This is a genomic window from Actinomadura sp. KC216, from assembly GCF_004348535.1.
Lineage (GTDB): Bacteria > Actinomycetota > Actinomycetes > Streptosporangiales > Streptosporangiaceae > Spirillospora.
Map to the genome: position 1 here is coordinate 1 of NZ_SMJX01000283.1, position 10,776 is coordinate 10,776.

15 protein-coding genes and 1 tRNA gene are annotated in these 10,776 nt (G+C 68.8%); 8 read left to right on the forward strand and 8 right to left on the reverse strand.

Annotated features, from left to right (window positions below):
* The coding region (gene dnaN, locus E1264_RS33400) for a DNA polymerase III subunit beta (RefSeq protein ID WP_132179935.1) at positions 1 to 836 on the forward strand (836 nt) is incomplete at its 5' end.
* 324 nt (positions 837 to 1,160) lie between these two features.
* Here dnaN and E1264_RS33405 read toward each other — a convergent pair.
* Positions 1,161 to 1,724, reverse strand: coding sequence for an XRE family transcriptional regulator (locus E1264_RS33405; RefSeq protein ID WP_132179937.1), 564 nt, complete (start codon positions 1,722 to 1,724; stop codon positions 1,161 to 1,163).
* Between the two features lie 171 nt (positions 1,725 to 1,895).
* On the opposite strand from E1264_RS33405, the gene E1264_RS33410 reads away from it, so the two are divergent.
* A complete protein-coding gene (locus E1264_RS33410) occupies positions 1,896 to 2,561 on the forward strand; it encodes a phenylalanine--tRNA ligase beta subunit-related protein (RefSeq protein WP_132179939.1) in 666 nt (221 codons plus the stop codon).
* Positions 2,561 to 3,457, forward strand: coding sequence for an EamA family transporter (locus E1264_RS33415; protein ID WP_132179959.1), 897 nt, complete (start codon positions 2,561 to 2,563; stop codon positions 3,455 to 3,457). Before E1264_RS33410 ends, E1264_RS33415 begins: the two co-directional genes overlap by 1 nt.
* Before the next feature lie 324 nt (positions 3,458 to 3,781).
* On the opposite strand, the gene E1264_RS33420 is transcribed toward E1264_RS33415, so the two are convergent.
* The 5 genes from E1264_RS33420 to E1264_RS33440 form a co-directional block, all read right to left on the reverse strand.
* Positions 3,782 to 4,267 (reverse strand): hypothetical protein, encoded by a 486-nt coding sequence (locus E1264_RS33420; RefSeq protein ID WP_132179941.1) that lies wholly within the window; start codon positions 4,265 to 4,267, stop codon positions 3,782 to 3,784.
* A gap of 700 nt (positions 4,268 to 4,967) precedes the next feature.
* Complete coding sequence (locus tag E1264_RS33425; protein ID WP_165964515.1) at positions 4,968 to 5,480, reverse strand: phosphotransferase; 513 nt, start codon at positions 5,478 to 5,480, stop codon at positions 4,968 to 4,970.
* 145 nt (positions 5,481 to 5,625) lie between these two features.
* Positions 5,626 to 5,713 (reverse strand) — tRNA-Ser (locus tag E1264_RS33430).
* A gap of 10 nt (positions 5,714 to 5,723) precedes the next feature.
* Positions 5,724 to 6,161 (reverse strand): tRNA adenosine(34) deaminase TadA, encoded by a 438-nt coding sequence (gene tadA / locus E1264_RS33435; RefSeq protein ID WP_132179961.1) that lies wholly within the window; start codon positions 6,159 to 6,161, stop codon positions 5,724 to 5,726.
* A gap of 91 nt (positions 6,162 to 6,252) precedes the next feature.
* Positions 6,253 to 6,690 (reverse strand): hypothetical protein, encoded by a 438-nt coding sequence (locus tag E1264_RS33440; RefSeq protein WP_132179945.1) that lies wholly within the window; start codon positions 6,688 to 6,690, stop codon positions 6,253 to 6,255.
* 84 nt (positions 6,691 to 6,774) lie between these two features.
* Here E1264_RS33440 and E1264_RS33445 point away from each other — a divergent pair, with 84 nt between their 5' ends.
* A complete protein-coding gene (locus E1264_RS33445) occupies positions 6,775 to 7,482 on the forward strand; it encodes a Crp/Fnr family transcriptional regulator (RefSeq protein ID WP_165964516.1) in 708 nt (235 codons plus the stop codon).
* A 60-nt stretch (positions 7,483 to 7,542) separates the two neighbouring features.
* On the opposite strand, the gene E1264_RS33450 is transcribed toward E1264_RS33445, so the two are convergent.
* Together E1264_RS33450 and E1264_RS33455 are read right to left on the reverse strand one after the other, a co-directional pair.
* The gene (locus E1264_RS33450) at positions 7,543 to 8,028 is read right to left on the reverse strand and encodes a tRNA adenosine deaminase-associated protein (protein ID WP_132179949.1); all 486 of its coding nucleotides are present in this window, start codon (positions 8,026 to 8,028) and stop codon (positions 7,543 to 7,545) included.
* Between the two features lie 172 nt (positions 8,029 to 8,200).
* Entirely contained in the window at positions 8,201 to 8,416 is a 216-nt protein-coding gene (locus E1264_RS33455) for a hypothetical protein (protein ID WP_132179951.1), read from the reverse strand.
* 395 nt (positions 8,417 to 8,811) lie between these two features.
* Between E1264_RS33455 and upp the strand changes: the two genes are divergently transcribed.
* From upp to E1264_RS33470, 4 genes are all read left to right on the forward strand, one after another.
* On the forward strand, positions 8,812 to 9,450 hold the full coding sequence (gene upp, locus E1264_RS33460) for a uracil phosphoribosyltransferase (RefSeq protein WP_132179953.1): 639 nt from the start codon (positions 8,812 to 8,814) through the stop codon (positions 9,448 to 9,450).
* Between the two features lie 285 nt (positions 9,451 to 9,735).
* Positions 9,736 to 9,996, forward strand: a complete 261-nt coding sequence (locus tag E1264_RS33465; RefSeq protein ID WP_132179955.1) for a hypothetical protein — start codon at positions 9,736 to 9,738, stop codon at positions 9,994 to 9,996.
* 91 nt (positions 9,997 to 10,087) lie between these two features.
* A complete protein-coding gene (locus E1264_RS43910; protein ID WP_165964514.1) occupies positions 10,088 to 10,246 on the forward strand; it encodes a hypothetical protein in 159 nt (52 codons plus the stop codon).
* A 10-nt stretch (positions 10,247 to 10,256) separates the two neighbouring features.
* On the forward strand, positions 10,257 to 10,776 hold a 520-nt coding region (locus E1264_RS33470; RefSeq protein ID WP_132179957.1), incomplete at its 3' end, for a PH domain-containing protein.

The window sequence follows — 10,776 nt, forward strand, 5'->3', positions numbered from 1 at the left end:
TCCCCGAACCGCCCGCCCGCGCCGGCACGCTCCCCGGCGACCTGTTCGCGACCGCCGTCGCCCAGGTCACCCCGGCCGCCGGACGCGACGACACGCTCCCGATGCTCACCGGCGTCCGGATCGACATCGAGGGCGACACGATGTGGCTCGCCTGCACCGACCGCTACCGCATCGCCGCCCGCGAGCTGACCTGGTCGCCCGCCGACCCCGGCTTCACCGCCGGAGTCGTCGTGCCCGCCCGCACCCTCGCCGACACGGCCAAGGCCATCAAGCGCGGCGCCGAGGTCGCCATCGACCTCGGCGGCGTAGCCGACACCCTCATCGGCGTGTCCGGCGGCGGCCGCAGCATGACCAGCCGCCTCCTGGACGACCAGTACATCAACTACCGGTCCCGGCTCACCGGCACCTGGTCGTCCGTCGCCGAGATCCCGGTCGCCCCGTTCGTCGAGACGATCAAGCGCGCCGCCCTCGTCACCGAACGCGGCACGCCCGTCCGGCTCGCGTTCACCGCCGACGAGGTCCGCGTCCGCGCCGCCACCGGCGACTCCGCCCGCGCCAACGAGAGCCTCCCGGTCCTGCTCACCGGCGACGACCTCGACATCGCCTTCGCGCCCCAGTACCTCCTAGACGGCCTCGCCGGGATCGACACCGAGTACGCCCGCCTCGAATGCGCGGGCCCCACCAAGGCCGCCCTCCTCACCGCGATCCCGGACAAGAAGAAAGACCCGTCCGACGACGACAAGGACGCCTCAAAGCCCAAGGACAAGGGCGACGCCTCTGACGAGACCGACACCGGCTACCGCTACCTGGCCATGCCCGTCCGCCTAACCTCCTGACCCCCTTACGATCTCGGCGCACCAGCCCAACCCACCAGCGCTGACCCGGGCGCTAGCTCACCGAACTGATCACTGGGCCCCGGTTACGAGCGCATATCTCGAAGTGGGCCTCACTCACGGGCAGGCGTCCGCCCGTCCGGCCCGGTGGCGCCGAGCCAGCCTGAGTGGGCATTCGTGATGCGCTGCCGCGTTGCTCGCGGCCCGAGTCGGGCGCGGGCCATCGACCGAGCCTGTGAAGAGGCTTGAGACAGGCCCCGGCCTGGTCACTCGCCCGGTCACCGGCCTTGGGCCGTTGGCGTTGTACGAGACCGTGGGGCGGTGGGCCTAGAGGTCAAGGACGGCCAGGATGAAGTGGACCTCTTCCTCACCCGCGTTGCCGTAGGAATGGGGGCGGTCGCCGACGAACACGGCGGCCGCGCCTTCCTCGACGAGGTCCGTCCGGCCGTCCACGCCGAGTGTCAGCGTTCCCTGCTGCACGAACACGATCTCCTTGGTGCCCGGCACATGCGGGTCGCTCTCCCGCGTCTCCCCGGGCTGCAACTTCCAGCGCCACAGCTCCAGCGAGGGCCGGGGGTCGCTGCCGGCGAGCAGCGTTCCCGTCCCGCCGTGCTCGCCCTCCCACAGCACCACGTGCCGTTCCGGCCGGAACAGCCGGACCGGCGGCTCCTCCTCGACCTGCACCAGCCGGGTCAGCGGGACGCCGAGCGCGTCGGAGATGCGGATGAGCGTGCCGAGATTCGGGTTCCCGCGCCCCTGCTCCAGCCCGACCAGCACGCCCTTGCTCACCCCGGCCCGCCCGGCCAGCTCGTCCAGGCTCCAGCCGTGCCCGGCCCGCAACGCCCGCACGGTCCGCGCCACGGCCTCCCCGATGGCATCCTGCCCGCTCACTCGTCCGCCCTCCAGCCGCCGAACCCGTCCCCCAACGATCCCACTCCCTCCGCCGCGACTTCCGGCCGCAGCGGATGCCCGGCGGGACCTGCACCGTTGAAACAGGGTGGAGCGTGCGGTCGATATGATGGTATCTCTGTATCATTAAAATGACCGCCGGGAGGGACTGGAATGCTGGATCGGGTTGTCGTGGACGATGCCGTGCGGGAACTGCGTCCCGACTTCGCCGTGCTCGTCCTGACCGCCGAAGGCCTGGCGAACGGGCCCGGCGATCACGTGTCGGAGGGTTGGCTGGCCGAAGCGGCCGCGAAGGCCGACCCGGGCGACCCGCACGTGGAGGCCTGGCGCGAGGCGTACCGGGCGTTCGGCGCCAAGCCGAAACGGACCCGGCCCTCGGTGGACGCGCTCATCCGGCGGGCCGACGCGCTCCCGTCCATCAACCGGGTCGTGGACGCCTACAACGCGGTGAGCGTCGAGTACGCGCTGCCCATCGGCGGCGAGGACCTCGACGCCTACCGGGGCGCGGCGCGGCTGGTGCGGGCCACCGGCGACGAGCCGTTCGACGTGATCGCGGACGGCGAGCCCGCCGTCGAGCACCCGGAACCGGGCGAGGTCGTCTGGCGGGACGACGCGGGCGTGACCTGCCGCCGCTGGAACTGGCGGCAATGCGTCAGGACGCGGCTGACCGAGACCACGAAGAACGGGTTCTTCCTGCTCGAACGCCTTGAGCCGTACCCGATCGAGAGGCTGCGGGAGGCGGGCGACCGGCTCACCGAGCGGCTCCGCGCGATCTCGCCGGACGTCCGGGTGGCGAGCAGGCTGATCGGCGGACCGTGATGGTCACCGCCCTCGCGCTGGGCGCCGCCCTCGCCTACGGCGTGGCCGACTTCCTCGGCGGCGCCGTCGCCCGGAAGTCGACCGCGTTGCGGGCCCTGACCTGGTGCGTTCCGGTCGGCCTGCTGGTCGTCCTCGCGTCCGCGCTGCTCAGCGGCGGTAGTGCCGGACCCTTGCCGATGACGTGGGGATTCCTGGGCGGCCTCAGCGGCGGCGCCGGTCTGATCACCTTCTACCGGGCGCTCGCCCGCGGGCCGATGAGCGTCGTCGCCCCGGTGTCCGCGCTGGCCGCCGCGATCCTGCCCGCAGGCGTGGGCGTGCTGCGAGGCGAACGGCTGGACGCGTCCGCCGTCGTCGGCGTCCTGCTCTGCCTCATCGCGATCGGCCTGGTCAGCATGGAGGCCGGAAACACCCCGAACGCAGCGCCCGGCGCGGACGCAGCGCCCGGCGCGAACGGATGGCGGCGCCTCCTGGATTCGGGCCCCTTCATGGCCGGGCTGTCCGGCAGCCTCTTCGGGATCTTCTTCATCCTGCTGAAGACCGCCGGGGACGGCACCGGCCTCTGGCCGATCGTCGGCGCGCGCGTCGGTACCCTCAGCGTCATCCTGACCGCGCTGCTGGTCATGACCGTACGCGGCGGCGGCCTCGGCCCCAAAGTGTCCGGACGGACGATGATCGGCCTCGCGCTGCTGTCCGGCACCCTCGACGCGGGCGCGAACGTGCTCTACTTCCTCGCCGCTCAGAAGGGGATGCTCAGCCTCGCCGCCATCCTCACGTCCCTCTACCCGGCGATCACGGTTCTGCTTGCCAGGATCGCCTACAGCGAGCGGCTCCGGGTCGTCCAGCGCGTCGGCATGGCGGTCGCCGTGGCGGGCGTCACCCTGGTCACGGTCGGCTGACACCCGCCTCCCGGACGCCGCATGAGAAAGCCGCCGTCCGGTACCGGATCGGCGGCTCACTGGAGCGGTGGTGGTGGGATTCGAACCCACGGAAGGTTGCCCTTCACACGCTTTCGAGGTCTGCGGCTCCCCGTCCGCCCAAGATCGCGCCCGTACGAAACCCCAAGCTGACCGGCCTTCTATCTCAAAGCGAGAGAGGCCAACGAACACCCCCTGAACGCTCCCGAACCCTGCCCTACCGAGACTAGAACTGAGACTACGGCGCACCCCTCGATACCCACGCAGCAACGACTAGGCTCGCCACGTCGCCGATGTCTGGCGAAGCTATCTGCCATTCTCTGAGGATTCCATCGCCTCAATCCATCGCAGTTGCCACAGTTTTTGATCCGCTTCAAGCTCTACATCGCTCATGTCACGATGCGCCGATATTTGTTTGATCGCATCAAGATAAGAGGCCACCCATGGCCATGGCGGTAGTCGCTTTCGTCTCCCACTAAGAACATTCGAGATGGTTGTCATGGAGAGCACGTACCTCCCCGAGCCCCTAGTTTCGTGGCTTATTTTGCTAATCTCCCTCAATGATGGCATTCCTGCCGCGAGTCGCAATTGAGAGAGTGCGCCAATAAATTCGATCACCGCTGCGTTGCCGCTATCGCCGACTGTGCCATCTGTGATTTCGTGAGGTTGGTCATTTCTTGAGATGGATTGAGGCATCTGAACTATATCGCCTTTTATGGTATCTGCCTCTCCGCGGTGAGGATGATCACTGTTCAGGCTGGAAATGCGAGCACTTTCAAGATGAGCCTCCACGAGGCTTCGCCTTCTCATCCAATATGCTTCATCTCCTGCCCATGCTGACACCAAGGCGCCCAGTGTTTCCCTGCTTGGCAGTCTTCTTCCACGCAAGGCGGCGAAGAGAGTGGATCTAGCTATACCCGTCCTGGCTCCGATTTGATCAAGGCTGGGCGCTTGTGCCCCTGCCCCGTCTCTAAGGTCGCGTAGCTCAACCGCAAAGGCGGCAAGAGGACTGGACTCGGGGTCCAGAGGAGTAGGCCTCCGAGGCATATAGCACCTTATGTCCGATATAAAGGCTCTTATAGTCCTGTCTAGTGCTTGGATTGTAGTCGTATTGTCCAAGCATCTTGAACGCCTGTCGCGCTCTCAGAAGGATGCTCTTGGCCGTATCGAGGGCTTCGAGAGACGATCACGTAGGAGCGAGAAGGATCATGCAAGGATCCGATAGAGATGCACGGGATGGCGATGAACGCCTGCCCCTGCGCTGGGCGTTCATCATCGCTACCGCGATCGGAGTAGGCATCGGAGTTGGAGCCATAGGCGGAGAAGTCGCTGGTGTCGGAACCGGAATTGCTGTTGTGGGACTCCTGTCGGCCATCGTTGGTAGGTAGGTACTAGCGAATCGCACGGGAAGCGTGATCTGTGTACGCCGTTCGCGCGGACATCAGCACTGGGTCCCGACGGGGTCACCACGCGGGACGGAGTTGGTGATCTATCACTGACCGGGGCACTGCGCTATCACACCCCGGCAGTTCTGGCGATCGTGAGCCAGGTATCGACGCTCGCCGTCGATGGCCATGAGCTTGGCGAGCTCGACGGCCCGGGTGTCGATTGGCTCTGTGCCTTTGGTTTTACAGGCGGCTACGGCGACGTCATAGGCGATGTCTCCGGAGAGATCGCGCGGATCGATCAGGTACAGCTTTCCGGCAGGGCCCATGAGGATGTTCTTGGATGATGTGTCGCCGTGGCAGATCATTTGAGGTGGCTGTTCGGCCAGTTCGGACAGGAGCGCGGCTGCATGCTGGCGTTCGGCTTCGGGTGCCGTAGTACGTCCGGACGGCATGTCTACGACCTCGGTGGCAGTGAGGCGCATGGAGAGCCAGTCGGTCAGGGTTGGCAAGTGTGCCGGTGCTGGCTGATCTCGTAGTGGGCGAAGTGCTGCGGCCAGGTACTCGATCGGTACGAGGCGGTTCTTCAGGGTGTAGCCCGGGAGAATTCGAGCCGCCACGGTCCACACCGTCCGAGGACCAGGACGACGGCCCCGAGGGGAGCCAGGGAGCGGCCTAGCAGCGGCAAACGAGACTAGAAAGCGCTAAGGGCGGGACCATGGGTCCCGCCCTTATAGCGTTTGGCCAGGCTATGGCCGTTTTGGGTGGCGGTGGTGGTGGGATTCGAACCCACGGAAGGTTGCCCTTCACACGCTTTCGAGGCGTGCGCCCTCGTCCACTAGGCGACACCACCGCGGGAGAGCCTACCCGACTCTGCGGCGGGCGAAGAACTCGGTCAGGAGCGCGCCGCACTCGTCCGCCAGGACCTCCGCGATCACCTCCGGACGGTGGTTGAGACGGCGGTCGCGGACCACGTCCCACAGCGACCCGACCGCCCCGGCCTTCGGGTCGACGGCCCCGTACACGACCCGGTCCAGCCGCGCCTGGACGGACGCTCCCGCGCACATCGTGCACGGCTCCAGCGTCACGACCAGCGTGCACCCGGACAGCCGCCACCCACCGAGAGCCGCCGCCGCCCCTCGCATCGCGATGATCTCCGCGTGCCCGGTCGGGTCGGCGCTGCGCTCACGGTCGTTGTGACCCGTCCCGATGACGTTGCCGGACGCGTCCAGGACGACGGCCCCGACCGGGATCTCCCCGCCCTCGAACGCCAGCCGCGCCTCCCGCAACGCCAGCCGCATCGCCTCCACGAACCCAGCGGCGACGTCCCCACCCGAGACGACACCGGGTTCGGGCTCTGGGGGGGTGGCCGGACGGGGGGCGGCGTTCGGGTCAGTCACGGAGGCGGTCGAACTCTTCACCGAAGCCGGCCTGCTCGGCGATCGTGAGCAGCGCGTCGCCGGGTATGGCGCGCTCGCCGAGGTCGCCGAGCTGCTTGGGGTCGAGCCCCAGGTCTTCGAGGAGGGCGGGGTCGCCGCCGGCGTCGCCGTCCGGGACCTCGCCGACGAGCTGCTGGAACAGCGAGCCGAGACCGTCCTCGCGGACGGTGGAGACGAAGGCGCGCGGCTCGTCCTCGCCGTCCAGCCGGACGACCGCGAACCAGTCGTCGTCCTGCTCGACCAGCAGGACGACGGGATCGCCATAGGACTCGACGGCCGCCTCCCGCATCAGGTCGGCGATGTCGTCGACGTGCTCGGCCTCGGCGATCAAGGCCTCCGCGCCGACCCAGCCCTGCGGGGTCTGCGCGAACACGGCGGCGAAATAGGACACGTTCTCATTGTGACCCACGGGGTTGCCCCGCTCACACCCCTCGCCACCATGGGAACCGTTAAGGGTATTAGTACACTCAGCTACATGGCCTGGGCACAGTTCGAGAGGGGCGATCCGCTCCTAACCGGAGAGGAAACCCTCTGGCTGGAGGCCAATGGCCAGACACTGCGCCGCTCAGCGGGGCACGTCTTCTTTGAAGAGGGCGAGGAGGCCGACTTCGTCCTGCTGATCCGCGAGGGCCATGTCCTGGTCTCGGTGGGCAGGCCGAAGCGCGTGCTCGCCGTGCGTGGGCCGAACGAGCTCGTCGGGGAGATGGCGCCACTGCGCGGCGGGCTCCGGTCCGGCTCCGTCGAGGCGATCGGCGACGTCGAGGTGCTGCTGATCTCGGCCGCCCGGTGGATCGAGTTCCTGCAAGCCCATCCGCGGGCCGCCCTGGCGCAGATCGCGGCCATGGACGCACGGCTCGAACATGCCACCCGCAAGATCGTCGAGTCGGAGCTGGCCGTGGAGCGGCGGCTGGCGCTGGCCCTCATGGAGCTGCTGGACAGCGGTCTCGGCCAGGACGGCGATCAGGGGATCGTGCTGCGGATCAGCCAGCAGGGCCTGGCGGAATTCGCCGGTGCCTCGCTCGATTCCGTGAAGAAGACCGTCCGGACGTTCAAGAGCGCCTCGATCGTCGGCACGGCGCGACAGAAGATGATCATCCTTGACCGGGACGCCCTCCGGGAGATCGCCGCGGGCGAGCGAACGGCCTCAGCGCAGCGGGAGTCGAGCCAAGACGAGCCGAGCTGACGTCCAGGGCGGTCGCCTCAATGGTGGTGCGGCTCGGGGGTCTAACTCGGCCAGGGGCGGTCAGGCGATGGCGTCCACGGCTCGCTCGAAGGCGTGGGCGAAGCCGATGCGGCCGGCGATGCTGAGCAGCATCTCGTCCGGGTAGAGCTCGAGGTCGCCGGAGATGGCGCCGAGCTCCATCTCGTCCAGCCCGAGATCGGCGAAGATCGACATGTCGCCGACGGGGAGGACCTGGTCGAGCTCCTCGTCCTCCGGGATCGGGATGTCCAGGTAGTCGAGCACCTGACCGGCGAGCGGCCAGTCGACGGACGCGGTGACGTCCGACAGGAAGACCATGACGTCGTCGCCGAGCAGGCGGATCGCGACGAAGAAGTCGTCGCCGACCGACACCAGCCCGACCGTGCCGCCGAGGCTCGGCTGCTGGCGCAGGGCGTGGATCAGCCCCGCGAGGTCCTCGGTCAACGCCACCGGGAGGATCTCGGCCTCCCAGCCCTCGTCTTCCCGGTACACCACGACGGCGAAGTCCGTCGCGTCCACATCCGTCATTTCCACCCCACCGGCGCGTCACTTGCCAGGGCATGGTCCCAGATGCGGCGCGCGCTCGTGCGCCCGACCGCCAAACTGGCGCCGCACCCGCGCGTGAGAACCGGAGTCAGCACCCCGCGGGCCGGTGCCTGGCCGCACGAATCTACCGCCTCGACGTCCTTGTCGATCAGCGTCAGTTGATCCGGAAGGTGCGGCGGCGCAGCGCCGCGTGGATCCGCGCGCGGCGGGACCGGTGCGGCGTCACCCGGCGCCGCAGCTCGCGGGCCTCCGCCAGCTCTCGCAGGAAGATCGCCCGGCGGCGCAGATGCTCACGCACCTCTTCAGGGGAGATGTCGCCTTGCGGGCCGGGACGCGGCGGTACGTCCTGCCCCTCTGTGACATCGGTCACCTGAACCGGGGATCCGGGCGCACTCTCGGCGCCGATCGCGGCGGCGGTCTCGCCGGCCTCGGCGTTCTCGGCGGTTGGGGCGGGAGCGGCGACAGGAGCGGGATCATCGGCCGCTTCGGGCCGAGGCGTCGCGACCCCCGGCGTCGATGCGGGGGCGGTGGACCGCGGCGCCGTGGCGTCCGGCGGGGGTGGCGCGACCTCTGGCGGGGGCGTCGCGACCTCGGAGGGAGGCGCCGCCGGCGCCGGTGGGCCGGGTGCGGACTCGGGCGCCCGCGCAGGCCCTCCGGGCTGCTGATCGCTTTCGCTGTTCATAACGCCATAGTGCCCAGCTCAGCGGCGTCTATCCAGACTCGGCGGCCTCCGGCGGATCGGGCGAGGTGGACTACGGTGAGCGCATGCAGACCCTCGCCGTCGATCATCCGCTGGTCGCGCACAAGCTCACCACGCTTCGGGACGTCCGCACTGATTCCCCCACATTCCGCCGGCTGGCCGACGAGCTGGTCACCCTGCTCGCCTACGAGGCGACCCGCGACATGCGAGTTACGGCGGTGACCGTCCAGACCCCCCTCGTCCCGACCGAGGGCGTCCAGCTGGCGAGCCCCAAGCCCCTCGTCGTGCCGATCCTGCGCGCCGGGCTCGGGATGCTGGACGGCATGACCCGCCTGCTGCCCACCGCCGAGGTCGGCTTCCTCGGAATGATCCGGGACGAGGGCACCCTGCAGGCCCAGACGTACGCGACACGGCTGCCGGACGACCTGTCAGGCCGGCAGTGCTACGTCCTCGACCCGATGCTCGCGACCGGCGGGACGCTCGCCGCCGCCATCCGGCTGCTGTTCGACCGGGGCGCCGACGACGTCACCGCGATCTGCCTGCTCGCCGCGCCGGAGGGCCTGAAGTATCTGGAACAGGCGTTCGCCGACATTTCGGCGCCGGTCCGGGTGGTGACGGCCGCGATCGACTCCCACCTCAACGAGCAGGGCTTCATCATGCCCGGCCTCGGCGACGCCGGAGACCGCCTCTACGGCGTCGTCTGAACCACTCGATCAGGGCGCCCGCCCGGCGGTGTGTCCGGCTCCTCGATCACGGCGCTCGGCCACTCGATCACGGCGCTTGGCCACTCGATCACGGCGGTCCGGCAGCTCGATCAGTGCGGGTCCGGGTGCATGATCACGATCCGGACGCGTCATGATCAACGATGTTCGTTCCCGGTGGCAGGGGGTACGACAGCGCTACGGAACGCCATGTGCGTTCCCCTCCGCCGTCCCGGCACAGGGGGACCGTTACGGACCGGGCGGTGCGAGCGAGCTCGAGGACACGTGATGGCTCACCAAGGGGACGGGGACCTGCCGCGCTACGCCGCGATCGGGGAGCGGCTCGTCGAGGAGTTCGAAGGGGTGCACGGTGCCGACACGGTGGACCGGTGCGTATCCGCCGCACGACACGGCGCCGAAGAGGTCACGGGGTCGGCGCCGCCCGATCTCGTGGAACGGATCGCGCGCCGGCACCTGGAGGTGCTCGCCACCGTCGCGGCGGAGAAGCGCCGCCGGACGCGGCGATCATCGCTCGACAACGCGCCATAGCCTTCAACGCGCCATAGCGCTTCCTTTGCCCGTGGTACGGGCTGTGCGAGACTGAACCGGGGTCTGTGGGTCGATGCTCCGGGAGGCGCCCGTGCCCGCCAAGAAGTACGCAACGTGGGTCGCCGTGGCCTTTGTGGCGTTCTACGTGATCAATCAGCCGGACGGCGCGGCCCAGTCGGTGGAGAACGTGGCGGGCGGCCTCGCCTCCGCCGCAGGCTCCCTCGCCACCTTCGTCAACGCGCTCGCCTGAGGCCGGTGTCATGAGGCTCGTTACCCCTGGCGACTCCGCGCCGGCATCGGTGAACAAGTACCTGCTCCCGCACGAGAACCAGGTGATCACGGTCCGGCGGCATCCGGCCGTGCTGATGGTCCCGGTCGCCCTCGTCCTCGGCGGCCTGATCGTCGCGGGCGTGCTGAGCAACACTGTCACCGCCGCCATCACGTGGGTGTGGTGGGGCTGGCTGATCCTGCTGGGCTGGTTCGTCTGGCGGGTGGCGGAATGGTCCGTCGACTACTTCGTGATCACCAACCAGCGGATGCTGCTGACCACCGGCCTGATCACCCGCAAGGTCGCGATGATGCCGCTGGCCAAGGTCACCGACATGAGCTTCAAGCGGACGATCGCGGGCCGCATGCTCGGCTACGGGGAGTTCATCCTGGAGTCCGCCGGCCAAGACCAGGCGCTCACCAACGTGGACTACCTGCCCTACCCCGAGCAGCTCTACCTCGAAGTCTGCGAAATGATCTTCCCGAACAAGAACCCGGAGCCGGAGCCCCCGC

Coding starts and splice junctions, on each gene's coding strand:
- E1264_RS33445 (WP_165964516.1), top strand. CDS start 6,775: ATGGCCTGGGCACAGTTCGAGAGGGGCGATCCGCTCCTAACCGGAGAG.
- E1264_RS33450 (WP_132179949.1), bottom strand. CDS start 8,028: ATGACGGATGTGGACGCGACGGACTTCGCCGTCGTGGTGTACCGGGAA.
- E1264_RS33465 (WP_132179955.1), top strand. CDS start 9,736: ATGGCTCACCAAGGGGACGGGGACCTGCCGCGCTACGCCGCGATCGGG.
- E1264_RS33410 (WP_132179939.1), top strand. CDS start 1,896: ATGCTGGATCGGGTTGTCGTGGACGATGCCGTGCGGGAACTGCGTCCC.
- upp (WP_132179953.1), top strand. CDS start 8,812: ATGCAGACCCTCGCCGTCGATCATCCGCTGGTCGCGCACAAGCTCACC.
- tadA (WP_132179961.1), bottom strand. CDS start 6,161: ATGCGGCTGGCGTTGCGGGAGGCGCGGCTGGCGTTCGAGGGCGGGGAG.
- E1264_RS33415 (WP_132179959.1), top strand. CDS start 2,561: ATGGTCACCGCCCTCGCGCTGGGCGCCGCCCTCGCCTACGGCGTGGCC.